Source organism: Methylobacterium sp. XJLW, from assembly GCF_003254375.1.
GTDB lineage: Bacteria > Pseudomonadota > Alphaproteobacteria > Rhizobiales > Beijerinckiaceae > Methylobacterium > Methylobacterium fujisawaense.
On the sequence record NZ_CP016429.1, the window covers coordinates 2,952,847 to 2,977,758 of the forward strand.

Sequence of the window (24,912 nt, forward strand, 5' to 3'; positions counted from 1 at the left end):
GGAGCGGGACCGAGCACCGGAGCAGCGCCATGACCGACAGCCACCAACTCGGCCGCTTCGTCGACGCGCAGGAGGAGATCTACGAATGCGCGCTGGCGGAATTGCGGGCCGGTGCGAAGCGCAGCCACTGGATGTGGTTCGTCTTCCCGCAGATCGCCGGGCTCGGGGCGAGCCCGATGGCGCAGCGCTACGCGATCGGATCCCTGGCGGAGGCCGAGGCCTATGCGGCGCATCCGGTGCTGGGCGCGCGCCTGCGCGCCTGCACGGCCGCCGTCAACGCCGTCGACGGGCGCTCGGCCCACGCGATCTTCGGGTCGCCCGACGATCTGAAGTTCCGCTCGAGCATGACGCTGTTCGACCGCGCCGCGCCCGAGGAGCCGCTCTTCGCCGCGGCGCTGGCGCGCTACTTCGACGGCGTCCCCGACCCGCGGACGCTGGCGAAGGTCGGGGCGGCCTAAGCCCTCACCGGCCCCACAGGCCGACCCGCTCGGCGCGGGCCTGCTCCTCCGCGCCCAGGAGGTCCGGGGGCGCGTCCTCCGTGGCCCGTGCGCCGCCCGCCGCCAGGATCAGCCCGGCGAGGTCGTCGCCCTCGATGCGGCAGCGGGCCGTGGCCCCGTCGGAGAGGCCGGAGCAGACCACCTCGCGGCGGCGCAGGTAGCTGGCGAGCTGGCGGGCGAGATGGCCGCGCTCGCCGACGACGCCGAGGAGGCGCACGACCCGTCCGCGCAGGTTGAGGGTGCCGGTGTCGATCACCTCCGGCACGCCGCGGACCTCGCCGGCCGCGGCCGGCTCGACCGTGGGGGCCGGCGCCGGCGCCCGGGGCGGCTCGGCCCGCTCCGCCGAGGGGCGGGGCTTGCCCTTGGCGAGCTTCTCGGAGGCGCGCTGGATGAAGTCGTGGAAGATCCCGGCCGGCATCTCGCCGCCGAACATGCGGTTCATCGGGCTGTCGTCGTCGTTGCCAACCCAGATCCCGACCACGAGGTCGGGGGTCATCCCGACGAACCACGCATCGCGGAAGTCCTGGCTCGTGCCCGTCTTGCCGCCGATGATCTGCCCCGGCACCCGCGCGGCGCGGCCGGTGCCGGATTCCACCACCGCCTGGAGCGAGTCGAGCATCATGGTGCGCGGCCCCTGCGCCAACGTCTGGCCCGGGGCCGCGTCGGCACGGACGTAAAGCGGCTGCGGCGCGGCCCCGCGGATCGCCTGGATGCCGTAGGCCTGGAGCGGCGTGCGCCCGGACAGGACCGAGCCGTAGGCGCGGGCCATCTCCAGGAGGCTCACCGCGCCCGAGCCGAGAACGAGGCTCGGCACGTTCGGCAGGTCCGACTGGATCCCGAGCTTGCGCGCGGTGGCGATCACCGCCGGGATGCCGACATCCTGCCCGAGCTGGGCCGCTACGGTGTTGATCGAGAGCGCGAAGGCGGTCCGCAGCGGCACCGGCCCGCGGTAGCGCCCGTCGTCGTTCTCCGGGTCCCAGTCGCCGATCTGGACCGGACGGTCGACCATCACGGATTCCGGCGTGTAGCCCTTCTCGTAGGCCGTCAGGTAGACGAGGAGCTTGAACAGGGAGCCGGGCTGGCGCTTGGCCTGGACGGCGCGGTTGAACTGGCTGTCCTCGTAGTCGCGGCCGCCGACCATGGCGAGGATCGCGCCCTCCTTCGACAGCACCACCATGGCGGCCTGGCCGACCTTGCGGCGGGCGCCGTCCTTGTCGAGCCGGCGGGCGACGACGCCCTCGGCGAGACTCTGCAGGTCGAGGTTGAGGGTCGAGCGCACCGTCATGTCGCCGTCGGTGCCGGCGAGGCGCTTCACGTCGCCCGCGATCATGTCGAGGAAGTAGTTGGTGCCGGGCGGCGCCTCAGGGGGCGATTTCAGGGTCACGCTCTGCTTGCGCGCGGCGTCGGCCTCTGCTTGCGTGATCGCGCCGGTCTCGACCATGGCCTGGAGCACCACGTCGGCCCGCTCCTTGGCGCCGCCGAGGTTGCGGGTCGGGGCGAGCTGCGAGGGCGCCCGCACCAGCCCGGCCAGCATCGCCGATTCCGGCAGGTTCAGGGCCTTGGCGGGCTTGCCGAAATAGCGCCGCGCCGCCGCGTCCGCCCCGTAGGCGCCGGCGCCGAAATAGGCGGAATCGAGATAGCCGAGCAGGATCGCGTCCTTGCTCATCGTCGATTCGACCCGCAGCGCCAGGAAGGCTTCCTGCACCTTCCGCCAGAGCGTCTTCTCCTGGTTGAGGGAGGTCAGGCGGACATATTGCTGGGTGATGGTCGAGCCGCCCTCGCGCACGCCGCCGCCGCGGAGATTGCGCCACGCCGCCCGGGCGAGGCCGCGCAGGTCGATGCCCCAGTGGCTGTAGAAGCGGCGGTCCTCGATCGCCACGATCGCCTGGGCGAGGTGCGGCGGCAGGTCGGCCGCCGTGAGCTTCTGGCCGCGGAAGCTGCCGCGGGTGGCGAAGACCCGGCCGTCGTCGGCCTCCACGGTGATCGCCCGCTGGCCGGTCTCGACCACGGCGCCCCCGAGCGGCGGCAGGGTCACCAGGGCCGCGAACAGGTAGACCGCCAGCGCCAGGACCGGCAGCAGGATCACCAGGCCGGCGGCGAGCAGGGCCGGGTGCCGGCGGCCGAGGATCGTCCGGGCGCCCCGCCGCTCGACGCCGCGCCCATCGACCTCCGGGACGCCGGTGTCGGCCGGCCTCTCGACCGAAGCCGACCGCGTGCGCGCCCGTGCCGCCGCGCGGGCGGAAATGGCCCGGCCACCGCGCGCGAGGCCAAGGCCGGCCGCGGTCACCAGGGTTCGGAGATGCCGGGCCAAGTCGCGCGCGGCGCGCCCGGCCTCGCGGGCGGCGAGGCGCGGGTCCGGGGACTCGGCGGCTGGAGCCGGCTTCGGCGGGTTCGGCCCGTCGGCCGGGGCGCGTTCCGGCGCGTCGGGCGTCATCGTGGTTCGGGTTCCGGGACCGATCGATCCGGTCGAGGGAGCCTTCTAGGCCGCATCCGATCCCGTGTCCCGCGCGTGCGGGGACGCAGGGCGGCCGGCGCGTCGATCGCACCGCGACCGTGTGGATCGGGCCACGGGGCCCGATCCGGTTCGGGACCGGCTCACCGGCCGAGCGGCGTTCCCGGCTCCGCGGCCGCCCCGTGCCGGCTGCGCAGCTGGAAGGCCAGGATCAGCAGCAGGATGCCGAAGGCGAAGGTGTAGGAGCCGATCCACCACGTCAGCACCAGGGCCGACATGCCCGGGTTGATGAGCAGCGCGAGGCCGAACAGGATCGACACGACCCCGCCGAGGACGAGCCACCACCGTCCGTAATGCAGATGCAGGCGGAAGGCCGCTGCGATCATCAGGCCGCCGGTCACCAGCGCCCACACGGCGAGCAGCAGCACGAAGGCCCAGACGGCCGCGGCCGGCACCAGCGCCGCGGCGACGCCCACGACGATGTCGACGACGCCCTCGAGCAGCAGGAAGCCCCAGCGCTCGTGACGCTGCGCCGCGCGGACCGCGCCCACGATGGCGATGATACCGTCGGCAAGCATGTAGGCGGCGAAGAACAGCACCAGGGAGAGCACGAAGGCGCCCGGGGCGACGAACGCGATGACACCGAACAGGATCGCGATGACGCCGCGCAGCGCCACGAGCCACCAGTTCCGCGCCAGCGCCGCGCTCATGGCGTCGAGGCGGGCGACGCCGACGAGCGGGATGCCGGTGGGCGAGGTCGGCGAGCCGGAGCCGGAGCCGGGGCTCTGCGGGGTCGGGGATGGGCTGTGCGTCATGGCGTACTCCTGGGCTCGGTGCCCGAGAACGGCAAAGGTTCCGGGCGCAGAACGCCGCAGGGCCGCCTGCGTTCCGGTGGCCCGCTCCGCGCATGGAACCTTGAGCCTGCGGCCGGCTTTTGCTGCCTGAGGCGGGCGATGCGACAAGCCCGGTCATCGTGCGGTGACCGGCCATCGGGCGGCGACTTCCCATGTTTGACGATCAGCGGCCTTCCTCCGAGGGTGAGGCGCGCCCGCATCCCGCCGACGGCCGTCCGGCCGCCCGCGAACGGGACGTGCTGGATCTCGGCCGAGCCAAGCCCGCCGGGGACGTTGGCGCCGCCCAGGAGACCGGCCGCAAGCCGGGCACGGAGGATGCGGCCGACGACGCAGAGGCTCAGGACGGCCAATCCGACGACGCCGCGGAAGATGCCGACGACGGCGAGGACGACGCCCGGCGCCCGAACGTCCTGCGGCGCCACCCGTTCGCGTTCCTGCTCGGCGGCCTCGCGGTCGTCGCGCTCTGCGTCGGCGTGTTCTTCTACTGGTTGCTGTACATGCACCCCTACGAGAGCACCGACGATGCCTTCGTCGACGCGCGCAGCATTGCGATCCAGCCGAAGGTCGGCGGCTACCTCGTCGATGTGCCGGTCACCGACAATCAGCACGTCGAGGCCGGCCAGATCCTGTTCCAGATCTTCCAGCGCGACTATCAGATCGCCCTCGATCAGGCGAAGGCGCAGATCGAGGCCGACGAGGCCGGCATCAAGAACATCGACGCGCAGATCCAGGCGCAATACGCCAACATCGACGTGTCCAAGGCGCAGGTCGCCACCGCCGAGGCGGCGCTGAAGTTCGCCCAGGAGGATGCGGCCCGCTACAAGGACCTCGCCGAGCGCGGCTCCGGCTCGATCCAGCAATCGCAATCGGCGACCTCGACGCTGCAGCAGCGGCAGGCCTCCCTGCAGAGCGCCCAGGCGAGCGTGGTGGCGGCCCAGAAGCAGATCGGCGCCCTCCAGGCGCAGAAGGCCTCGACCCAGGCGCAGCTCGCCCGCGACCGGGCACAGGTGGAGCAGGCCGAACTGAACCTCGGCTACACGACGGTCCGCGCCGTGCAGGCCGGCCGCGTCGTGCGGCTGACCGGCGGCATCGGCCAGCTCGCCCAGGCCGGCCAGAGCCTGGCGATGCTCGTGCCCGACGACATCTGGGTCACGGCGAACTTCAAGGAGACCCAGATCACCGACATGCGGCCGGACCAGCCGGTCGACATCGAGATCGACGCCTATCCGGGCCGCAAGATCCAGGGGACGGTGGCTTCGGTGCAGCCGGGCTCGGGTACGGCCTTCAGCCTGCTGCCGGCACAGAATGCCACCGGCAATTACGTGAAGGTGACCCAGCGCATCCCGGTCAAGATCGTGGTCAAGAACTGGCCGACGGACGTGTCGATCGGCCCGGGTATGTCGATCGTCCCGACCGTCACGGTGCGGTGAGCGCCATGGCCGGCGGGACCGGTGCGGCCGCGTCCGGACGCAAGCCGAACACGGGCAAGGCGCAGGGAAGCAAGACACAAGGAGGCAAGGCGCGAGGCGGCACGGCATCCGCGAAGGCGCCGGGTGGCCACAATCCGTGGCTGATCGCCGGCGTGGTGGCGCTGGCGACCTTCATGGAGGTGCTCGACACCACCATCGCCAACGTGGCGCTGCGCTACATCTCGGGCGGCCTTGCGGTCGGCCCCGACGAGGCCGCCTGGGTGGTGACGAGTTACCTCGTGGCCAACGCGATCACGCTCACGGCGTCGAGCTTCCTGGCCAAGCGCTACGGCCGCAAGGCGTTCTTCATGTGGTCGGTGGCCCTGTTCACCGTCTCGTCGATCCTGTGCGGCTTCGCCTGGAGCCTGGAATCCCTTCTGCTGTTCCGGGTGCTGCAGGGGCTCGGCGGCGGCGGCATGGCGCCGCTCGCCCAGTCGATCCTGGCGGATTCCTTCCCGCCCGAGAAGCGCGGCCAGGCCTTCGCGCTCTACGGCGTCGCCATCGTGGTGGCCCCGGTGATCGGCCCGACCCTCGGCGGCTGGCTCTCCGACAACGCCTCCTGGCACTGGTGCTTCCTGATCAACGGTCCGGTGGGGGTCATCGCCCTCGGGCTGATGTACTGGCTCATCGAGGACAGCGCGGCGGCCAAGAAGGAGCGCCGTGCGCTGGTCCGGAAGGGGATCCGCTTCGACATCGTCGGCTTCGTGCTGGTCGCCCTGTTCCTCGGCTCGCTGGAGGTGATCCTCGACGAGGGCCAGCGGAAGGACTGGTTCGGGACCTCGACGCTGATGAACGTCTCCGGCGTGCTGATGGCCGTGTCGTTCGTGGCCATGATCCCCTGGCTCCTGACCAAGAAGAACCCGGCCGTCGATCTCCGCCTCATCGGCAACCGCCAGTTCGGCTCCTGCTTCCTGGTGATGATGTTCACCGGGGCGATCCTGATCGCCACCACGCAGTTCATCCCGCAGATCACGCAGGAATATTACGGCTACACCGCCACGCTGTCGGGGCTCGTGCTCGGTCCGGGGGGCATCGTCACGGTGGTGATGATGTTCCTCACCGGCCGCGTCTCCGCCTACGTGCAGCCGAAATGGCTGATCGCCGCCGGCATGACCATCGTGGCTTTGGGCATGGTCGACCTGACGCGGCTCGACGGCTCCACGACGTTCTCGTTCTTCGCGTGGTCGCGGGTCTATATCGGGATCGGCCTGCCGATGGTGTTCCTGTCGATCACCTCGGCCTCGTACGAGGGAATCCGCAAGGACCAGACCGATCAGGCCTCGGCGCTGATCAACGTCGCCCGCAATGTCGGCGGCTCGATGGGCGTCTCGCTGGCCCAGAACATCCTGGCCTACCGGAGCCAGTTCCATCAGAGCCGCCTGGTGGAGAGCGTCAACCCGACCGCGCCGGCCTATCAGGAGACCATGCGGCAGGCGACGCAGTACTTCTCCGAGCACGGCTATGCCGGCGTCGAGGCCCAGAGCCAGGCGACCGCGTGGATCGGGAGCGTGCTCAGCACCCAGGTGGCGTACTGGGCCTATATCGACGTGTTCTGGGTGCTCGGCCTCGTCGCCACCTGCGCGGTCCCGCTGGCGCTGAGCCTGAAGAGCGTCAAGCTCGGCGGCGGGGCGCCGGCCGGGGGCCATTGAGGCGGATCGGCTTGGCTGGACGTCATCCCGAGGCGCCGCGCCCGCCCACCCGGATTGGCGCAAATCACCCGGTGGCTCCGGCGCCGGAGCCCCGGTTTCGGGTTCGGGTCCCCTGACCTGAAGGGAGCGGGAGGCGCGTTGGAAGCCCCCCGCGCCCCGGTTGAGACGATCGAGCGCCTCAACAGGATCCGCTTCCCCTGCGCGATCCTCACACGCCGTCCGGCGGCAACGCCTCCGTCACCTCGACGCGGCGGTTGCCGGCCACCGGCGCCGTTTCCTCGGCGCTGACGATCTCGTTCTGGGACTGGCCCTTGTCGAGCGCCTCGGCGACCGCCGCGACGCCCTGGTAGCGGGTCAGCCGCCGGTCGATCATGTCGTCGATCCGTCCGTGCAGTTCCGCGACGGTCAGGCTGCGGCGCTTGCCGCCCGTCTTCGCGGTGAACAGGCTGCGATTGGCCCGCGCCGCGGTGCGGAACTCGCGCCCTGCGACCTCGTCGGGCTTCTCGGAGGAGAGCGACAGGAAGCGCCCGGCGCTCGCAGTCCCGAGGAAATGGGCGAGGTACAGCTCGGTCGTGGTCAGCGCGCGCCCGACCCGGGCCTCGATCCGCTCACGGTCGCGCTTGATCAGCTCGGCCGCCATCAGGGCGGCGACGCGCGGGTCGTTGCGCAGGCCGAGCACCCGGCCGCGCATGCTGCCCGTGACGGTGATCGCGGCGCCCCGGCCCTTCACGGCGGCGGCCTCCTCGGCGAGCCCGTAGCGGGCGCCGTAATCACGGATCATCTCCAGCCAGGTGCGGGCGACGAACTGGAACAGGCCCGCCGCCGAGGAGGTCGCCGCCTTCGCCTCCGTGTCGAAGCTCGATTCCTTGTCGGCCAGCGCCATCATGTAGACGGGGTCGACGCCGGCCTCGTCGGAGGCCTTGACGATCGTGTCGACCACCTTGCGCGGCACGCTGCGCTCGCCGAACTTGACCGCGTCCTGACCCTGCTCCTGCGTCACCCGCGGCAGGGCCGCGAGGTCTTCCTGAATCAGCGCCGTGGTGGCGGGCTCCTGCTCGGGAACCGGCAGGCCGTTCCAGGTGTTCTGGACAGGTTCGTCCGGCGCGACGGTCGGGGCCGCGGGCTGGGAAGCCGTCTGCGCGAGCACCTGAGCGGCGCGCGGGCTGGTGTCGATCCGGTCGTGGGCCTGGGCGGCCGGTGCGAAATACGCCGGCGCGAAGGCGGCCTGCGGCAGGCCGAGCCCGGCGACGAGCCCCAGGGCCAGCGTCCCGGAAATCCGGCCGAGGCCGGTGCGGCGAAGTGACCGGCGCCCTGTCCCGCGTCCGGCCCGCGGCAGCCATGCCACGGCTTCATCCTCGATATGGCCCGTGCCGTTCAGGGTCGGCGGCACGAGTCGGCTCACGTCGTCGGCGCGACGCGCCGGCTCCGGGAAAACCCCCATCATTGGTCCTCTTCAGATCGGTCCTTGCGTCCGCCCGGCTCTGACGGCCGGGTTTTTTCGGAAGCGGCGGCCCTATCGACGCCGGCCGTGACCAGAATGGGACGGCCCCGTGATCCAAGCGTGGCACGGTCAACGAAGGGTTAACCCTGCCGCTTAGGGGGCCGTTAACACCGTGAACCGGCCGCGCTTCGGACGACGGAGGGGCAATGTTGTCGCATTCGGGTTGGAACGCGGCACCGTCGAGCCAGTTAGATACGGCCCCGGGGGGGTCGAACTTTCCGTCCCAAGACGCCACCCGCGTCCGCACAAGGACATCATTTTCCGATGAGCATGCAGTCCGGTCGCCGCATCGGTGTCGCGTTCGTTGGCATGGGAGGCGCCGTCGCCACCACTGCCATCGCCGGCATCGAAATGATCAAATCCGGCTCCAATCGCCTCGACGGGCTGCCGCTCGCCGGTCTCTCCGTGGCCGGCATGGCCGACTACAAGGACCTCGTCTTCGGCGGCTGGGATCTCAACGGCGACGACCTCGCGTCCGCTGCGAGCGGCCACGGCGTGCTTTCGAAGGACGACATCGAGAGCGGCGCACAGGCCCTGAAGGGCATCACCCCCTGGCCGGCGGTGGGCAGCGCCAAGTTCTGCAAGAACATCGACGGCCAGAACCGCATCGTCGCCAAGGACCACCGCGAGGCGGTCTCGGTGATCGCCAACGATCTCCGCCGCTTCCAGAAGGAGAGCAACCTCGACGACGTGGTCGTGGTGAACCTCGCCTCCACCGAGCGCTGGCCGGACCTGAACGATCCGGCTCTGAACTCCACGGCCGCCTTCGAGAAGGGGCTCGATTCGAGCGACGAGGCGATCTCGCCCGCGATGCTCTACGCCTACGCGGCGATCAAGAGCGGCATCCCCTACGCCAACTTCACCCCGAGCGTGGCGGCCGACGTCCCGGCCCTCCTGGACCTCGCCAAGGAGCTGAACGTCCCGGTGGCCGGCAAGGACGGCAAGACCGGCCAGACCATGATGAAGACGGTGCTGGCCCCGGCCTTCAAGGCGCGGGCGCTCCACGTCGACGGCTGGTTCTCGACCAACATCCTGGGCAACCGCGACGGACTCGCCCTGAACGATCCGAACTCCCTCCAGTCGAAGCTCAACACCAAGGGCACGGTGCTCGACTCGATCCTCGGCTACCCGGTCGAGGACCACCTCGTGCACATCCACTATTACCGCCCGCGCGGCGACGACAAGGAAGCCTGGGACAACATCGACGTCACCGGCTTCATGGGCCAGCGGATGCAGGTGAAGGTGAACTTCCTCTGCAAGGACTCGATCCTGGCCGCGCCCTTGGTCATCGAGATCGCCCGCGTCCTCGACCTCGCCCGCACGCGCGGCGACGGCGGCGTGCAGGAGCAGCTCTCGACCTTCTTCAAGGCCCCGATGGTCAAGAACGGCCATGGGCCGGAGCACGCCTTCGGCAAGCAGGAGCAGATGCTCCGGGACTGGCTGGGCGTGCACTAGGCCTCGTCGCGACCAAGGGGCGGCTTCCGGAGCGAGACGATGCCAAGCGAGAACCAGCCGCCTCCCTCCGGCGCTGCCCCCGAGGCGCTGCGCGACCTCCTGATCGAGATGAACGACCTCAAGCGCGTCCGCTCGGCGGGGCGCGAGGGGTCGATCGCCGAGCGGCTGTTCGCGCAGGGATGGGGCCTCCTCACCGGGGGCGCCGCGCCCGATGACGTCGCCCTCGACATCACCGCCGTCACCCTCGCGGCGACGCGCCTCTGCGATCTCGACGCGGCCTTCCTGACCGCGGCCGGGCTGTCGGAGGAGGCGGCCTCGGCGGTGCTGGTGGCGGGCTTCGACGCCGTCACCGAGGAGCTCGACCCGGCTCTGCGCGAGCGCCTGCGCGGGCGGCTCGCGCCGCGACCGGCCGGCAGGCCCGGACCGCTGCCGGGCTTCGTCGCCGCTCTGGCGCAGCAGCCGCGGGCGGGCGTCACCTGTCCCGGCCGCGCCCGGATCCTGCTGGAGCCGCCGGAGAACCACGCCGAGCACTGCCTCATCGTGGCGGTCTACGGGGTTTGCCTCAGCCCGTTCTACCGGGCCGACCCCGGCACCGTGTTCCTGGCCGCGATGGCGCATCACTTCCACAACGCCGCGATGCCCGATGCCGGCTTCACCGGCGAGATGCTGCTCGGCGACCATCTCGGGCCGATCATGGCCACCACCACCGCCTGGGCGCTGGCCGAGCTCGCCGAGCCCCTGCGGGGTCAGGTGGAGCGGGCCCGCGCGGTGCTGCCCGACGACGCCACCGCGGAGGGCCGCGCCTTCCACGCGGCGGATTGCATCGACCGTGTCCTCCAGATCGCCCAGCATCTGCGCGGGGCCTCGACCACGATGGGGATGGTGCTCGACGAGTGGGAGCTGGTCCATGCCGGCCCGGTGAAGGGCTTCCATGATCGTGTCCTCGCCGACATGCGCATCCCTTGATCGCCGGACCCCGCCGCCCATCTGCCCGGGCGGCTCCGAGAACCATGATCCCGTTCGAACTCCATTCGCCGGACACCGGCAACCCGCTGAAGGCCGACGGCCCGCACGCCCTGCGCGATGCGGAGACCGGCGCCCGCTGGCCCGTGATCGACGGCATCCCGTACCTGCGGATCAACCGCGAGGCCCTGGTCGAGCGGGTTCTGGCCCATCTCGACGCCGGCGAGCCCGACGAGGCGCTGGCCGCTCTACTCGTCGATCAGGACGATTGGTGGAACGGGCCCCCGGCCGATCCCGCCGGGGTCATCCGCCTCATCAAGGAGCGCCGCACCGCGACGCTGCGTGACGCGGTCCAGGGTCTCGGCTGGGGCCGCGTCGGCGACTACTTCCTGCACCGCTGGAGCGACCCGACCTTCCTGGCCGGCCTGTCGCTTCTGGAGGCGCATTGGAACGAGCCCATCTGCGTCTTCGAATTCGCCTGCGGAATCGGCCATTACCTGCGGGAATTGCAGCGGCGCGGCTGCAAGGTCGCCGGCGCCGACGTGGTCTTCGCCAAGCTCTGGGTCGCGCGCCACTGGGTGGTGGACGAGAAGGCGCAGCTCGTCTGCTTCGACGCCGGCTCGCCGCACTGGCCCATCCCGGGCGCGCCGGTCGACCTCGTCGTGTGCAACGACGCCTTCTACTTCCTCGACGACAAGGCCGCATTGCTGGAGAACCTCCGCCAGAATGCCGGCGACGACGGCTGGCTGGCGCTGAGCCACATCCACAACCGCGACTGCCCGGGCTTCTCGGCCGGCCGGGCGGTGACCGCCGAGGAGATCGCCGAGTATTTCCCCGACGCCCTGGTCTACGACGACGCGGAGCTCACGCGGGCGCTCGTCGAGGCGCGGGCGCCGGGCCCGCAGGAGCCTGGGGCCTTGCGGACCTGCGAGGCGTTCTCGGTGGTATGCGGCCCCGGCATGCGCCCGGCGCCGCGCGCTCTGGTCGACGGGCTGACCCTGCCGAAGCCCGGCACGGTGCTGCGGCTCAACCCGCTCTATGCGCCCGAGGGGGACGGCTACGTCGTCCGCTGGCCCTCGGAGCGCTACGAGGCGGAATACGCCTCCCGGGCCACCTACCCGCTGCGCTCGCCCGGCCCCGAGCATCTGACCTTCGACGGCACGCTCGATAGCCCGGAGACGCAGCGTATCCGGGTGCGCGAATTCGTCGACCTGCCGGAGCGGTGGTGATGGACGCGGTCGGCTGGGGCATCGTCGGCTACGGCTGGGTCGCCCGCGACTACATGGAGCCGGGCATCCGCGCCGCCGGGCACCGGCTGGTGGCGGTCTGCGATCCGAACCCGGAATGCCGCGCCGCGGCCGAGCGGGCGGGCGCCCGCGGCCATGCCGATCTCGCCGGTCTCATCGCCGAGCCCGGGGTCGAGGCGGTCTACGTGGCGACGCCGAACCATCTCCACCGCGGCGCCGTCGAGGCGCTCGCCGCCGCCGGCAAGGCGGTGCTCTGCGAGAAGCCCATGGCGGCGACGCTCGCGGACGCGGAAGCCATCGCGCGTGCGGTCGAATCGCAAAAAATCTTCTACGGGACGGCCTTCGATCAGCGTCACCACCCGGCCCATCGGACGATCCGCGCCCAGGTCGCGGCCGGGCGGCTCGGCACCGTCACCACGGTGCGGATCGTCTACGCCTGCTGGCTCGGGCGCGACTGGTCGGAGGCCGGCCAGCCCAACTGGCGGATCGATGCCGCCCAGGCCGGCGGCGGCGCCTTGATGGACCTCGCCCCGCACGGGCTCGACCTCGTGGATTTCCTGCTCGACGAGCCGATCGCCGACCTCGCGGCCCTGACCCAGAGCCGGGCCCAGGACTATTCCGTCGATGACGGCGCCCTGCTGATCGGGCGGACCGCGGGCGGCGCGCTGGCGAGCCTGCACGTCGCCTACAATTGCCCCGACGCGCTGCCCCGCCGCCGCCTGGAGGTGGTCGGTACGAAGGGGATGCTGATCGCCGAGAACACCATGGGCCAGACGGCCGGCGGATCGCTGTCCTTCATCGACGGCGCCAGCGGGCGCGTCGAACCGCTCGCCTTCGACGCCGACAGCTCCCCCTTCACCGAGCAGGTGCGCGCCTTCGGCTCGGCCCTGCGCCGGCCCGAGGAGCGGGGGGCGTACTCGGCCGCACGCGATCTCCACACGATGCGACTCGTCGCCCACGCCTATGGGCAGGGGTAGCGACCGCAGGACAGGATGAGCAGACACCGGACAGCTACCTATCCAATCCAAGCCGCACCCTCATCCTGAGGTGCCCGCGCCAGCGGGCCTCGTGGGAGGGCTCCAGGAAGCGCTGTGCCGTCCAGAGCCCTCCTTCGAGGCCTTCGCTGCGCTCCGGCAGCTCAGGATGAGGGGATGGGTAGGACGAAGGTGAGCAGGCAGTCCGAGGAACACGGGAACACGACGTGAGCAACGCAGACGGCTTCCACGACCAGGACGACCGCGCCCGGCACGCGCGGATCAAGGCGCCGCGCCCCTATCGCTTCGGCGCCAAGCGGCCGATCGAGGGGCTGCCCGAGACCCTGCCGGATCCCGTGCGCGCCTATCTCGACGTCCTGCCGGAAGGGCGCATCGTCGGCTTCCCGCTGGCGCCCCTCGACCGCACCGGCATCCCGGTCTGGTTCGTGGCCCTGTTCCTCGACGACCCGTTTTTCGTGGGCGCGATGCCGTCGGGCATCGGCTACGGCGCCACCGACGACGAGGCGCTGATCGGCGCGGTCGCCGAAATCGCCGAGAACCTGATGCCCTCGCTCGCGGTGCTGCCCCGGGCCAAGGAACGGGCGAGCTACGCCGACCTCGCCCGCGTCTACGGCGCCAAATCCGTCGCCGACCCGCTGACCCTCTGCCTGCCCGCCGGCTCCCCGGTGGGCCGGGACACGGTGCTCGAATGGACGCCCAGCGTCCGGCACGCCACGGGCGAGATCGTGCTCATGCCGCTCGACGTCGCCGCCACCGACTATTTCGAGCTGTCCGAGGGCTACAAACCCTTCACCAACCTGATCACCAACGGTCTCGGCGCGGGGCCCGACGTGCCCTTCGCGCTGGGCCACGGCGTCCTTGAGCTGCTCCAGCGGGACGGCAACGGCCTGCTGTTCCGGGCTCTCGACCAGGGCGTGATGCTCGACCTCGACGGCATCGGCCCGGAGAACGCCGCGATGCTGGCCCGGCTCAAGGAGCTCGGGATCCACGCGCTGCCGAAATTCGCCACCGACCAGTTCGGCCTCACCAACCTCTACGTCGTCGGCTACGACGCGGATCCGGCGCGCACCCCGGCGCCGATCGCCCTGTCGGCCTGCGGCGAGGCCTGCGATCCGGACCGGGAGCGGGCCCTCCGCAAGGCGCTGCTCGAGTTCCAGGCCGCGCGGGTGCGCAAGACCTTCGGCCACGGCCCCCTCGACATGGCCGCCACGGTGACTCCGCCGGGCTACATCGACGCCTTCATCCAGAAGGCGCTTCCGAGCCTCGACCTCGAGGAGAGCCGCGCCCTGCAGGCGATGCTCGAATGGATCGAGATGCCCGCCGCCGACCTGCGCGGCGTGCTGGCCGACACCGTCTATTCGGAGCGGAGCACCAAGCGCTTCGCGGACCTGCCCTCGACCCCGGCCGCGGACGGGCATGCCAGGGGCAAGATCGCCTGCGACCGGCTCACGGAGGCCGGGTTCGACGTCCTCTACGTCGACTGCACGCCCCCGGGCGGCGGGGTCGGCGTGGTCAAGGCGATCGTGCCGGGGCTCGAGGTCGAGACCATGAGCTACTACCGGATCGGCGAGCGCAACACGAAGAAGCTCATCGACCGCGACCACCCGCTGATCAAGTTCGGCACCGAAAGCGAGACCCTGCGGCCGGTCCGCCTGACGCCGGAGGCCCTGGAGCGGTTCGGCGGCCAGCCGCTGTTCGACGTCGCCCTGGCCGAGCGGATCGTCGGGCGGCACTATCCGCTCTATCGCGAGCCGGAATCGCACCACGCGCCGTTCCGCCTCGCCCAGCGTCAGGGGAGGGCGGCATGACGCTTCGGTTCGCCTACAACACCAACGGCGCGGCCAACCACCGCCTCGACGACGCGATCCACCTGATCAAGGCCGCGGGCTACGACGGCGTGGCCCTGACGCTGGACATCCACCACCTCGATCCGTTCTCCGAAACCTGGGCGGCGGAGGCCGGCCGGGTGGCGAGCCTGCTGGAGAAGCTGGAGCTGACCTGCGTCATCGAGACGGGCGCCCGCTTCCTCCTCGACCCCACCGCCAAGCACGAGCCAACGCTCGTGACGGCCGATGCCGCGGGCCGCGCCCGGCGGGTCGGCTTCCTCAAGCGGGCGATCGAGATCGGCGGCATGCTGAGCGCCGAGGCGGTCTCGTTCTGGGCCGGCGTGCCGAAGCCCGGCGTCGATCCCGGCGAGGCCCGGCGCTGGCTGGCCGAGGGGCTGCACGAAGTCGCGGCCTTCGCCACGGAGGCGGGCGTCGTCCCCTGCCTGGAGCCGGAGCCCGGCATGCTGATCGAGACCCTCGACGATTACGCGTCCCTCGACGTGCCGGGGCTGAAGCTCGCCCTCGATACCGGCCACTGCCTCGTCACGGGCGAGCGCGAGCCGGCGGCGGCCGTGCGGGAATTCGCCGACCGGATCGGCACCGTGGCGATCGAGGACATGAAGCGCGGCAGCCACATCCACCTGTCCTTCGGCGAGGGCGACATGGACGTGCCGGGCGTCCTGGAGGCGCTGGAGGCGATCAACTTCGGCAAGCTGATCTGCGTCGAGCTGTCCCGCGAGAGCCACCGGGCCGACGTGATGATCCCGCAGGCGCTCGACTACCTCCGCGGCTGCCGGCGCCCCGGCCCGGTTCTGGCCGGCGAGCAGGAGACGCGGCGGCAATGGCAGTGAGAGACGAGCCGGGGCGAGACGGGACGCCGGCGCGGGAGAGGGGGCCACGCGGCGCCTCTCCCGGTCTGCGCGATGGGGCGGCACGATGAGAATCCTCTTCCTCAGCCGCCGCTACTTCCCCGCCATATCGGGCATGAGCGTCTACGCGCAGAACCTGCTGCGCGAGTTGGTCGGCGCCGGCCACGACGTGACGATGATCTCGCAGTACCGGGGCGACGCCTTCGGCACCCGCGTTTACGGCGGCGGGCCGCCGCCGCCGGTGCCGGGTGTGCGGGTGATCGGCCTGGAGCAGGTCGGCGAGCAGACGTCGGGCGATTTCGAGCGCGACATCGCCACCATGGTGGACGCGATCGCCCAAGAGCACGCCCAGAACCCCTTCGACATCCTGCACGCGCAGTACGGCTACCCGACCGGCTGGGCGGTGCTGCTGGCCGCCCGCAAGCTCGGGGTGCCGAGCGTCGTCTCGATCCAGGGCGGCGACGGCCACTGGGTCGGCTCCTGCTGCGAGACGCACCGGGTCGCCATGTGCGAGGTGCTGGCTCACGCCAACGCCCTGCTGATCGGCGGCGCCTCCTTCGTGGACGAGGTCTGCGAGCGCCTGGGCTCGGACCCCGCCCGCTTCACGATCGTGCCCGGCGCGGTCGACACCGAGCGCTTCGCGCAGGGCACGCCCGACGGGCTGCCGGCGCCCCATGGCGGGCCGGTGCGGCTGTTCTACCACGGCCGGGTCGACCGCCGGAAAGGCGTGCTCGATTTCATCGAGGCCCTGGCGATCCTGCGCCGGCAGGGCACGCCCTTCGCGGCCACGATCTCGGGGATCGGGCCCGACGTGGACCCGGCCAAGGCGCTCGCCGCGGAGCACGCCTTCTCCGAGCGCGAGATCGCCTTCACGGGCTATGCCGAGTACGGCTCCGTGCCCGACCTCTACCGCCGCGCCGACGTGTTCGTCTCGCCGACCTACGCGGAGGGGTTCTCGAACACGATCCTGGAGGCGCTGGCGGCCGGGCTCGCCACCGTCTCGTGCCACGCGGTCGGCGTGTCGGACTGCCTGCGCGACGGGGAGAACGGGCTGCTGGTGAATCCGGGCGACGTGCCGGCGCAGGCCGCCGCGCTCACCCGGATCATCACGGACGCGGCGCTCCGCCGCCGCATCGCGAGCGCCGGCCTGGAGGAGTGCCGGCGGGTCTATTCCTGGCACGCGGTCGGGCGGCAGATCATGGAGGTCTACGCGCGGGTGCGCTCCGAGACGCCGGCCACCGACTTTGCGACGGACCTGCCCGACGATCCCAGCTGCCGGTTCCGCGCCGAGCCACACCTGCTCTGACGGGACTTCGCACTTGGGCCGTCCCATCCGGGGTCTCGTCCTGAGGTGCGCCCGCGACGCGCAAGCCGCGAAGGCGCCCTCGCGCCGGTTTTGCGTTCCGGCACCTCCGGATGAGGCTCGGGGTTGGAGCATCCCCCCAGCCGACAGGCTCTGAACTATGCCGATCGCCCTCGCCCTGTCCCCCCATCTCGATGATGCGGCCTTCTCCTGCGGCGGCCTCCTGGCGGGCCTGGCGCGGGACGGCTGGCGCGTGGTGATGGCGACCCTGTTCACCGGCAGCGTCGCCGACCCGACGGGCTTCGCCCTCGCCTGCCAGCTCGACAAGGGCTTGGCGCCGGAGGTCGACTACATGGCCCTGCGCCGGGACGAGGATGTCCGCGCCGCCGCCGCGCTCGGCATCGCGCCGCCCGTCCACCTGCCGTTCCGGGAGGCGCCGCACCGGGGCTACGGCGCGCCGCCGGAGCTCTTCTCCGAGACCCGCGCCGACGACGGCATCGCGGGCGACCTCGCCCCCGCCCTGGCGGATCTGATCGCCGCCGAGCAGCCCGACCTGATCCTCGCCCCCCAGGCGATCGGCGGCCATGTCGATCACGTCCAGGCGGTCCGGGCGCTGCGCGGGCTCGCTGTGCCGTCGCCGATCCTGTGGTGGCGCGATTTTCCCTACACGGTGCGGGAGTCCGCGCCGAAGGCGCCGCTGGCCGCGCTGTTCGCGGGGCTTCCCGAGCCGGTGATGCGCCTCGATCCGGAGGCGCAAGCCCGCAAGCGCGCCGCCTGCGCGGCCTATGCCAGCCAGATCGGTTTCCAGTTCGGCGGCGTGGCCGGCCTCGACGCGCGCCTCGCCCGGGAGGAGGGCCTCGAGCGCTTCCGCCTGTCCGGCCCGCTCGGCGTGACCGTCCCCGGGCTCGATGCCGGCTGAGCCGCAGGCGCCGAGGGCCCTGGCCGATCCGGACGCCCTCGCGGCACGCCGCGCCCTGATCGGCAGCCCCCACATCGCCCCGATCCGGGCCCTCGCCGCGCGCATTGCGGCCGAGCGTGGCGCCCCGGTCCCGGCGCCCGACCCCCTGGATGGCGGCGTCGACGCCCGGATGCTGCTCCTCCTCGAGACGCCGGGCCCGGCGGTGCTGCGCACCGGCTTCGTGACCCGCGACAGCGCGAACGGCACCGCCGCGAACCTGTTCCGCTTCCTCGCCGAGGCCGGCATCGCCCGCGCCGACACGCTGATCTGGAACACCGTCCCCTGGCTGATCCACCAGGAGGGCGCACGCAACCGCGCACCCCGCCGCGCGGAGGTCGCGGCCGCCGCGCCCTATCTGGCCCCGCTCCTCGACCTCCTGCCGCGCCTCGCCGTGGCGGTGCTGGCCGGCCGCTTCGCCGGCGAGGCGGCGCCGGCGCTCGCGGTGCTCCGCCCCGACCTGCCGGTCATCCGGGTGCCGCATCCGAGTCCGACCTATGTCTGCACCGCGCCGGAGGTGCCGGCCCGGATCCGGCGGGGCCTCGCCGAGGCGGCGGCGCGGCTCGGGCGGATGCCCGGCTGAGGATAGAACGCCTGTCCCGGCGGCCGCTTCCCTGGTCTTGGGCGCCGGTTCGGCCTACATGCGGGGCAACGGGCCGCGGTCCGGGAGTTTCCGGCTCGGGCTGACGGCCTTCGGCCGGGCCGCGCAGCCGGAAGGGCGGACGCCGATCGGCATGAATTTTCAGGGACAGCACCGGAGCCCGGCCGAGCCGGTCGAGCCGGTTGAGCACGATGCCGCCGCGGACGCGAAGCGGAAGGTCCGGCGCAGCCGCTATGCCTGGATCGGCACGGGCGCCAGCATCGTGCTGTTCGCGGTCTCCCTCGGCGTCCTGTGGAAGCTCGTCCAGAGCGTGAGCTGGGCGGAGGTGCGCAGCGCCATCGCGGCCGCGACCGCCGAGCAGCTCGGGCTCGCCTTCCTGTTCGTCGGCGTCAGCTACGTGTTCCTCACCGGCTACGACGCGCTCGCCCTGCGCCAGCTCAAGATCAAGGTGCCGTACCGGATCACCGCGCTCGCCTCGTTCACGAGCTACGCGGTGAGCTTCACCCTCGGTTTCCCGCTGCTCACCGCCGGCACGATCCGCTACTGGATCTATGCCCGGCAGGGCCTGTCCACCGCCAAGATCGCGGCTCTGACCGTGATCGCCGGCTTCACCTTCTGGCTCGGCATGGGAGTGGTGCTGGGTCTGAGCCTGATCATCGAGGCGGGCCAGCTCGCCGGGCTCGCCTTCACGTCGATCCGGATCAACCAGGGCGTCGGCCTCGCGGCGCTCGCCCTCGTGCTCGGCTACCTCGCCTGGGTCTCGGCCAAGAAGCGCAGCATCACCGTCAAGCACTGGCGCCTGGAACTGCCCGGGGCCTCCGTCTCCATCGGCCAGATGATCGTCGGGATCGGCGACGTCTGCGCGGCGGCGGCCGTGCTCTACGTGCTGCTGCCGCAGGAGACGACGCTCGGCTTCACCACCTTCCTGGCGATCTACGTGCTCGCCGCCATGCTGGGCATCGCGTCGAACGCCCCCGGCGGCATCGGGGTGTTCGAGGCGACGGTCCTGCTCGCCCTGTCGAGCCTGCCGCGCAACGAGGTGCTGACCTCGCTGCTGCTGTTCCGGGGCTGCTACTACGTCGTCCCGTTCGTGACCGCCCTGGCGATGCTCGGCCTGTACGAGATCGTCAAGCGGGCGGGCGGCGCGCGCGATCCGGGGCCTCCGGAGGGCACGGCCGGCCCGTCCGGCCGGGCGTGGCGCGACGAGTCCGAAACCCGCTGATCCGCCGCGCCTGCCATGTCCGGTCGCCTGCGCAGCTCCCCCGCCTGGACCGGCGCCGCGATCGCAGCGGGCCTGCTCGGGCTCGCCACCGCGCTGGCCGGGCGGCTCGATCTCCCGCTGATCCTGACCGGGCTCGTGGCCGTCTGCCTGGGCGGCTGGCTCGGCGGCCGCGGCCGCGAGGCTCCGGTGCCGCGTCCGGCTGCAACCACGCAGCGCCACGCCGTCGCCGAGGCGCTCCTGGCCCACGTGCCGGATCCGGTGATCCTGGTGGACCGGCGCACCCTGGTGGTGGAGGCGAACCCCGCCGCCCGGGCCCTCCTGCCGGCCCTGCACCACGCCCGGCCCCTGTCCTTTGCGCTCCGCGACCCGGAGGTCCTCGACGGCGTCGAGGCGGTGCTGAGTTCCGGCCTGCCGCGCCGCGTCGCGCTGTCGACCCGGGTGCCCCTGGAGCGGACCTTCGAGGTCCAGATCGGCGCCTTGCCGATGCCCGACGGATCCGGCGTCAGCGCGCTGCTGTTCCTGCGCGACCTCACCTCGGCCCGGCGTCTGGAGGCCATGCGGGTCGACTTCGTCGCCAATGCGAGCCACGAGCTGCGCACGCCGCTGGCCACCCTGATCGGCTTCATCGAGACCCTGCAGGGCCCCGCCCGCGATGACGCGCAGGCCCGGGAGCGCTTCCTGGAGATCATGCGCGTCCAGGCCCTGCGCATGACGCGGCTGATCGACGATCTCCTGTCGCTGTCGCGGATCGAGCTGCGGGAGCACGTGGCCCCCACCGCCGTGGTCGATCTCGCGGCGCTGGCCCGCCAGATGGTCGACGCCCAGGGCCCGCCCGCCGAGGCGCGGGGCGCCACGATCCGCCTGGAGGAGGGCGCCGGCCCCTTCGTGGTCCCCGGCGATTCCGACGAGCTCGCCCGGGTGATCGAGAACCTGATCGAGAACGCCGTCAAATACGGCGGCGGCCGGATCAGCGTCGGGCTCGCCCGCGAGGACGATCCGCGGCTCGGGCCCCGGATCGTCCTGTCCGTGGTCGATGACGGGCCGGGCATCCCGCCCGAGCACATCCCGCGGCTCACGGAGCGCTTCTACCGGGTCGACGTCGCGTCGAGCCGCGCCCGCGGGGGCACGGGCCTGGGGCTCGCCATCGTCAAGCACAGCCTCAACCGCCACCGCGGACGCATCGCCATCGAGAGCGCGGTGGGGGAGGGGACCACCGTGCGGGTCAGCCTGCCGGAATACGGCACCGCCGCGCTGCCGCCCCCGGCCGATCAGGCCGGCCCGGCATAGGGGCCGATCCCGAGGCCGTCCTCGACGCGCCCGATCCAGGCGCGGATGGCCCCGTAGCCCGCGAGGTCGAAGCCGCCCTCATGGGCCATGCGGGTGTAGGCGACGAGCGCCACATCGGCGAGGGTCATGGCCTCGCCCGCCAGGAAGGCGGAACAGGCCAGCGTCCGCTCCATCAGCCGCAGGGCGTCGGCGCCCCGCTCGGCGAGCTTCGGGTCGAGATCCTCCGGCGCCCGCTTGAGGTAATGGAGCTGGTAGCGGCGGACTGCGATGTAGGGCTCGTGGCTGTACTGCTCCCAGAACATCCACTGCAGCATCCGGGCACGGGGCAGGGCCGCTTCAGGGATCAGCGCGGAGCCCTCCGCGAGATAGACGATGATCGCGTTCGATTCCGACAGCACGGCGCCGTCGGGCAGGACGACGATCGGCACCCGCCCGGCGGGGTTCAGGGCCAGGAATTCGGGCGTGCGGGTCCCGCCGCCCGGGACATCTACGTCGCGCCAGACCGCCGGGATGCCGAGATGGGCCGCGACCCACTTGACCTTGAGGCAGTTCCCGGAGCCCGGGTCGCCATAGATCGTCAGCGGTTCGCTCATCCGCGCCCTCGTCGCTCCGGTATGCGGGAAGCTTGGCCGGGCGCGAGCGATTCGACAACGGGCGAAGCGGCTCGCCATCGCCTGGATCTGTCCGATATCCGGCCCGCGCGCCCTTGACCTTCCCATGATGGGAAGCCCCATCTGACCCGGCATGGATGCTTCGAACCGGATCACCGCCATGTCGAAATCCGTCGCCCTGACCCTGCCCGTCACGGGCATGTCCTGCGCCTCCTGCGTCGGCCGCGTGGAGCGCGCCCTCGCGGCGCTGCCCGGCACCCGGGACGTGGCGGTGAACCTCGCCACCCAGCGTGCCAGCCTCGTCCTCGATGGGGGCACGAGCCCGGTGGAAGTCGCGACGGCGCTGGCGGAGGCCGGCTACCCCGTCCCCGAGACGCAGAGCCTGCTGGCCGTGGACGGGATGTCCTGCGCGAGCTGCGTGGGCCGCGTCGAGCGGGCGCTGGCCGCGGTGCCGGGGGTGACCGGAGCCAGCGTCAACCTCGCCGCCGGACGGGCCGCGATCCGGCATCCCGAGGACGTCGTGTCGATGGACGATCTGGTGACGGCCGTGGCGGCGGCCGGCTACGACGCCCGCCCGGTCGAGGCCGGCCAGCCGGCCGACCCGTCGGTCCGTCAGGCGGAGGAGGGCCGCGCCCTGCGCCGCGACCTGATCGCGGCCGCCGTGCTCTCGGCGCCCGTCGTCGTCCTCGACATGGGCGGCCACCTTCTTCCCGGGCTGCATGGCGGCCCGGTGACGGCCCTGGTCCAGGCGATCCTCGCCACCCTGGTCCTCGCAGGCCCGGGGCGGCGCTTCTTCCTGCGCGGCGTCCCGGGCCTGCTGCGCGGCCATCCCGACATGAACGCCCTGGTCGCCCTCGGGGCCGGGGCCGCCTACCTGTACTCGCTGGTCTCGACCCTGGCGCCAGACCTCCTGCCGGCGGGGGCCGCGCACCTCTACTTCGAGGCGAGCGTCCTGATCGTCACGCTGATCCTGCTCGGCCGGACCCTGGAGGCCCGGGCCAAGGGGCGGACCGGCCAGGCGATCGCCCGGCTGATGGACCTGACCCCGAAGACCGCCCGGATCGTCCGCGACGGCGCCGAGACCGAGGTGCTCCTCGACGCCCTGCGCCTCGGCGACGTCGTCCGGGTGCGTCCGGGCGAGCGGGTGGCGGCGGACGGCGCCGTGGTCTCCGGGACCAGCCATGTCGACGAGAGCATGGTGACCGGCGAGCCCGCGCCAGTGCGCAAGGGGCCGGGCGATACCGTGGTCGGCGGCACCCTCAACGGCCGCGGCAGCCTCGACCTGCGGGTCGAGGCCGTGGGCGGCGCCACCGTGGTCGCGCAGATCGCCGCCATGGTGGAGCGCGCCCAGAGCGGCAAGCTGCCGATCCAGGCCCTGGTCGACCGCGTCACGGGACGGTTCGTGCCGGCGGTGATCGGGATCGCCGCGGCGACCTTCCTGGCGTGGCTGCTCTTGGCGCCGGCCCCTTCGCTGGGGCCGGCCCTGGTCAACGCCGTGGCGGTGCTGATCATCGCCTGCCCCTGCGCCATGGGTCTGGCGACGCCCACCGCCATCATGGTCGGCACCGGACGCGCGGCGGCGCGCGGCGTGCTGTTCCGTGACGGCGCCGCGCTGCAGGGCCTGCGCGACGTGCGGGTCGTGGCCCTCGACAAGACCGGTACCCTGACCGAGGGCCGCCCCCGGCTCACCGAGATCGTGCCGGCTCCGGGCATCGCCGAGGCCGAGGCCCTGGCCCTCGCGGCCGCGCTGGAGACCCGCTCCGAGCACCCGCTGGCCGGCGCCGTGGTGGCGGCCGCCCGCGACCGCGGCCTCGCCATGCCCGAGCCGGACCGCTTCGAGGCGGTGGCGGGCTTCGGAATCTCCGGACGGGTCGCGGGCCGGGCCGTGGCTGTCGGCGCCCCGCGCTACCTGGAACGGCTCGGCGTCGCCCTGAACCCGGATCTCGCCGCCCGCGCCGAGACGCTGGCCAGCCAGGGCCGCAGCCCGGTCCACCTCGTCCTCGACGGCCGCCATGCCGCGATCCTGGCGGTGGCCGATCCCGTGAAGGCGGGGGCCCGTGCGGCCGTGGCGGCCCTGAAGGCGCGCGGCCTCGTGGTGGCGATGGTCACGGGCGACGACCCCGTCACCGCCGCCGGCGTGGCGCGGAGCCTCGGCATCGACGCGGTGGCCGCCGGGGTATTGCCCGGCGGGAAGGTCGAGGCCGTCCAGCGGTTCCGGGCCGAGCACGGGCCGGTGGCCTTCGTGGGCGACGGCATCAACGACGCGCCGGCGCTGGCGGAGGCCGATGTCGGGCTGGCCATCGGCACCGGCACCGACATCGCGGTCGAGAGCGCCGACGTGGTGCTGATGTCGGGCGACCTCGAGGCCCTGGTCGAGGCCCTGGCGCTGTCGCGGGCGGTGATGGCCAACATCCGCCAGAACCTGTTCTGGGCCTTCGCCTACAACGCCGCCTTGATCCCGGTGGCGGCCGGCGTGCTGGTGCCGTTCGGCGGCCCGGCCCTGTCGCCGATCCTGGCCGCGGGCGCCATGGCGTTTTCCAGCGTGTTCGTCCTCGGCAATGCCCTGCGGCTGCGCCGGGCCGGCGGACGGCCCGCGGCCGGCGCGGCGCCCGCGCTCAACGCGAGGGCGGCATGAGCGCGGCGAGTCTGACGATCGGCGAGGCGGCGCGCCGCACCGGCGTCTCGGCCAAGATGATCCGCTGGTACGAGGCGACCGGCCTGCTGCCGCCGGCCGCGCGGTCCGAATCCGGCTACCGCCATTACGGCGACGCCGACCTCCACACGCTCCGCTTCATCCGCCGCGCCCGCGACCTCGGCTTCAGCGTCGACGCGATCGCGGATCTGCTGGCGCTCTGGCGCGACCGCGCCCGGCCGAGCGCCGGGGTGAAGGCGATCGCGCAGGAGCAGATCGCCGATCTGCGCCGCCGCATCGCCGAGATGGAGGGGATGGCGCGGACGCTGGAGCATCTGGCGGAGGCCTGCTGCGGCGACGAGAGGCCGGATTGCCCGATCCTCGACGATCTCGCCGCGGACGACCATCCGCCCGAACCACGGCGGCGCAGCCGCGGGCTGGCGGGGCGGGGACCGGCGCGGGGGGCCGCGTGAGCGGACCGGAACGGCGCACTGGGCCGCCGGCGGAGGCTCGGTGGCGCGCGA

General features: G+C 72.5%; 20 protein-coding genes. 16 read left to right on the top strand and 4 right to left on the bottom strand.

Annotated elements, in window-relative coordinates; genetic code table 11:
- The first annotated feature begins 29 nt into the window (after positions 1–29).
- Positions 30–458, top strand: a complete 429-nt coding sequence (locus A3862_RS13705) for a DUF1810 domain-containing protein (protein WP_043758929.1) — start codon at positions 30–32, stop codon at positions 456–458.
- Positions 459–462: 4 nt separating this feature from the next.
- Here the strand turns inward: A3862_RS13705 and A3862_RS13710 are convergent, their stop codons facing one another.
- Both A3862_RS13710 and A3862_RS13715 read right to left on the bottom strand, forming a co-directional pair.
- Entirely contained in the window at positions 463–2,931 is a 2,469-nt protein-coding gene (locus tag A3862_RS13710; protein ID WP_043758927.1) for a PBP1A family penicillin-binding protein, read from the bottom strand.
- A gap of 161 nt (positions 2,932–3,092) precedes the next feature.
- Positions 3,093–3,764, bottom strand: a complete 672-nt coding sequence (locus A3862_RS13715) for an HdeD family acid-resistance protein (protein ID WP_043758925.1) — start codon at positions 3,762–3,764, stop codon at positions 3,093–3,095.
- Positions 3,765–3,955: 191 nt separating this feature from the next.
- Here A3862_RS13715 and A3862_RS13720 point away from each other — a divergent pair, with 191 nt between their 5' ends.
- Both A3862_RS13720 and A3862_RS13725 read left to right on the top strand, forming a co-directional pair.
- Positions 3,956–5,233 carry an HlyD family secretion protein gene (locus tag A3862_RS13720; protein WP_043758923.1) on the top strand — a complete coding sequence of 426 codons (1,278 nt, stop codon included), beginning with the start codon at positions 3,956–3,958 and terminating at the stop codon, positions 5,231–5,233.
- A gap of 5 nt (positions 5,234–5,238) precedes the next feature.
- Positions 5,239–6,921 carry a DHA2 family efflux MFS transporter permease subunit gene (locus tag A3862_RS13725; RefSeq protein ID WP_236961986.1) on the top strand — a complete coding sequence of 561 codons (1,683 nt, stop codon included), beginning with the start codon at positions 5,239–5,241 and terminating at the stop codon, positions 6,919–6,921.
- A gap of 208 nt (positions 6,922–7,129) precedes the next feature.
- Here the strand turns inward: A3862_RS13725 and A3862_RS13730 are convergent, their stop codons facing one another.
- Positions 7,130–8,362, bottom strand: coding sequence for a transglycosylase SLT domain-containing protein (locus tag A3862_RS13730; protein ID WP_043761383.1), 1,233 nt, complete (start codon positions 8,360–8,362; stop codon positions 7,130–7,132).
- Positions 8,363–8,686: 324 nt separating this feature from the next.
- On the opposite strand from A3862_RS13730, the gene A3862_RS13735 reads away from it, so the two are divergent.
- The 11 genes from A3862_RS13735 (at position 8,687) to A3862_RS13785 (ending at position 21,145) form a co-directional block, all read left to right on the top strand.
- On the top strand, positions 8,687–9,877 hold the full coding sequence (locus A3862_RS13735; protein ID WP_043381133.1) for an inositol-3-phosphate synthase: 1,191 nt from the start codon (positions 8,687–8,689) through the stop codon (positions 9,875–9,877).
- 39 nt (positions 9,878–9,916) lie between these two features.
- Positions 9,917–10,843, top strand: a complete 927-nt coding sequence (locus tag A3862_RS13740) for a hypothetical protein (protein ID WP_111473652.1) — start codon at positions 9,917–9,919, stop codon at positions 10,841–10,843.
- Positions 10,844–10,887: 44 nt separating this feature from the next.
- Positions 10,888–12,069: a class I SAM-dependent methyltransferase gene (locus A3862_RS13745; protein ID WP_043381132.1), complete on the top strand. Its 1,182-nt coding sequence runs from the start codon at positions 10,888–10,890 to the stop codon at positions 12,067–12,069.
- Positions 12,069–13,064, top strand: a complete 996-nt coding sequence (locus tag A3862_RS13750) for a Gfo/Idh/MocA family protein (RefSeq protein ID WP_043758920.1) — start codon at positions 12,069–12,071, stop codon at positions 13,062–13,064. The genes A3862_RS13745 and A3862_RS13750 overlap by 1 nt, the downstream gene beginning before the upstream one ends.
- Before the next feature lie 224 nt (positions 13,065–13,288).
- Positions 13,289–14,890 (top strand): YcaO-like family protein, encoded by a 1,602-nt coding sequence (locus A3862_RS13755; RefSeq protein ID WP_043758919.1) that lies wholly within the window; start codon positions 13,289–13,291, stop codon positions 14,888–14,890.
- Positions 14,887–15,759, top strand: a complete 873-nt coding sequence (locus A3862_RS13760; protein ID WP_043758918.1) for a sugar phosphate isomerase/epimerase family protein — start codon at positions 14,887–14,889, stop codon at positions 15,757–15,759. The genes A3862_RS13755 and A3862_RS13760 overlap by 4 nt, the downstream gene beginning before the upstream one ends.
- An 85-nt stretch (positions 15,760–15,844) precedes the next feature.
- Entirely contained in the window at positions 15,845–17,083 is a 1,239-nt protein-coding gene (locus A3862_RS13765; protein WP_043758915.1) for a glycosyltransferase family 4 protein, read from the top strand.
- A 157-nt stretch (positions 17,084–17,240) separates the two neighbouring features.
- Positions 17,241–17,999, top strand: coding sequence for a PIG-L deacetylase family protein (locus A3862_RS13770; protein WP_043758914.1), 759 nt, complete (start codon positions 17,241–17,243; stop codon positions 17,997–17,999).
- Complete coding sequence (locus A3862_RS13775; RefSeq protein WP_043758912.1) at positions 17,989–18,618, top strand: uracil-DNA glycosylase; 630 nt, start codon at positions 17,989–17,991, stop codon at positions 18,616–18,618. Before A3862_RS13770 ends, A3862_RS13775 begins: the two co-directional genes overlap by 11 nt.
- A gap of 151 nt (positions 18,619–18,769) precedes the next feature.
- Complete coding sequence (locus tag A3862_RS13780) at positions 18,770–19,858, top strand: lysylphosphatidylglycerol synthase domain-containing protein (protein ID WP_043350479.1); 1,089 nt, start codon at positions 18,770–18,772, stop codon at positions 19,856–19,858.
- A gap of 15 nt (positions 19,859–19,873) precedes the next feature.
- Positions 19,874–21,145, top strand: a complete 1,272-nt coding sequence (locus A3862_RS13785; RefSeq protein ID WP_193376699.1) for an ATP-binding protein — start codon at positions 19,874–19,876, stop codon at positions 21,143–21,145.
- Here the strand turns inward: A3862_RS13785 and A3862_RS13790 are convergent.
- Positions 21,127–21,738, bottom strand: a complete 612-nt coding sequence (locus A3862_RS13790; protein ID WP_043758910.1) for a glutathione S-transferase family protein — start codon at positions 21,736–21,738, stop codon at positions 21,127–21,129. The genes A3862_RS13785 and A3862_RS13790 overlap by 19 nt on opposite strands.
- Before the next feature lie 178 nt (positions 21,739–21,916).
- Between A3862_RS13790 and A3862_RS13795 the strand changes: the two genes are divergently transcribed.
- Both A3862_RS13795 and cueR read left to right on the top strand, forming a co-directional pair.
- Positions 21,917–24,391 carry a heavy metal translocating P-type ATPase gene (locus tag A3862_RS13795; RefSeq protein ID WP_043761379.1) on the top strand — a complete coding sequence of 825 codons (2,475 nt, stop codon included), beginning with the start codon at positions 21,917–21,919 and terminating at the stop codon, positions 24,389–24,391.
- Positions 24,388–24,861, top strand: a complete 474-nt coding sequence (cueR, locus tag A3862_RS13800) for a Cu(I)-responsive transcriptional regulator (RefSeq protein ID WP_043356871.1) — start codon at positions 24,388–24,390, stop codon at positions 24,859–24,861. Before A3862_RS13795 ends, cueR begins: the two co-directional genes overlap by 4 nt.
- The last annotated feature ends 51 nt before the right edge of the window (positions 24,862–24,912 follow it).

What these genes read in the sequence shown, in the direction of transcription:
- A3862_RS13705 (WP_043758929.1), top strand. Translation starts at nt 30, where the DNA reads ATGACCGACAGCCACCAACTCGGCCGCTTCGTCGACGCGCAGGAGGAG.
- A3862_RS13710 (WP_043758927.1), bottom strand. Translation starts at nt 2,931, where the DNA reads ATGACGCCCGACGCGCCGGAACGCGCCCCGGCCGACGGGCCGAACCCG.
- A3862_RS13715 (WP_043758925.1), bottom strand. Translation starts at nt 3,764, where the DNA reads ATGACGCACAGCCCATCCCCGACCCCGCAGAGCCCCGGCTCCGGCTCC.
- A3862_RS13720 (WP_043758923.1), top strand. Translation starts at nt 3,956, where the DNA reads ATGTTTGACGATCAGCGGCCTTCCTCCGAGGGTGAGGCGCGCCCGCAT.
- A3862_RS13725 (WP_236961986.1), top strand. Translation starts at nt 5,239, where the DNA reads ATGGCCGGCGGGACCGGTGCGGCCGCGTCCGGACGCAAGCCGAACACG.
- A3862_RS13730 (WP_043761383.1), bottom strand. Translation starts at nt 8,362, where the DNA reads ATGGGGGTTTTCCCGGAGCCGGCGCGTCGCGCCGACGACGTGAGCCGA.
- A3862_RS13735 (WP_043381133.1), top strand. Translation starts at nt 8,687, where the DNA reads ATGAGCATGCAGTCCGGTCGCCGCATCGGTGTCGCGTTCGTTGGCATG.
- A3862_RS13740 (WP_111473652.1), top strand. Translation starts at nt 9,917, where the DNA reads ATGCCAAGCGAGAACCAGCCGCCTCCCTCCGGCGCTGCCCCCGAGGCG.
- A3862_RS13745 (WP_043381132.1), top strand. Translation starts at nt 10,888, where the DNA reads ATGATCCCGTTCGAACTCCATTCGCCGGACACCGGCAACCCGCTGAAG.
- A3862_RS13750 (WP_043758920.1), top strand. Translation starts at nt 12,069, where the DNA reads ATGGACGCGGTCGGCTGGGGCATCGTCGGCTACGGCTGGGTCGCCCGC.
- A3862_RS13760 (WP_043758918.1), top strand. Translation starts at nt 14,887, where the DNA reads ATGACGCTTCGGTTCGCCTACAACACCAACGGCGCGGCCAACCACCGC.
- A3862_RS13765 (WP_043758915.1), top strand. Translation starts at nt 15,845, where the DNA reads ATGAGAATCCTCTTCCTCAGCCGCCGCTACTTCCCCGCCATATCGGGC.
- A3862_RS13770 (WP_043758914.1), top strand. Translation starts at nt 17,241, where the DNA reads ATGCCGATCGCCCTCGCCCTGTCCCCCCATCTCGATGATGCGGCCTTC.
- A3862_RS13775 (WP_043758912.1), top strand. Translation starts at nt 17,989, where the DNA reads ATGCCGGCTGAGCCGCAGGCGCCGAGGGCCCTGGCCGATCCGGACGCC.
- A3862_RS13780 (WP_043350479.1), top strand. Translation starts at nt 18,770, where the DNA reads ATGAATTTTCAGGGACAGCACCGGAGCCCGGCCGAGCCGGTCGAGCCG.
- A3862_RS13785 (WP_193376699.1), top strand. Translation starts at nt 19,874, where the DNA reads ATGTCCGGTCGCCTGCGCAGCTCCCCCGCCTGGACCGGCGCCGCGATC.
- A3862_RS13790 (WP_043758910.1), bottom strand. Translation starts at nt 21,738, where the DNA reads ATGAGCGAACCGCTGACGATCTATGGCGACCCGGGCTCCGGGAACTGC.
- A3862_RS13795 (WP_043761379.1), top strand. Translation starts at nt 21,917, where the DNA reads ATGTCGAAATCCGTCGCCCTGACCCTGCCCGTCACGGGCATGTCCTGC.
- cueR (WP_043356871.1), top strand. Translation starts at nt 24,388, where the DNA reads ATGAGCGCGGCGAGTCTGACGATCGGCGAGGCGGCGCGCCGCACCGGC.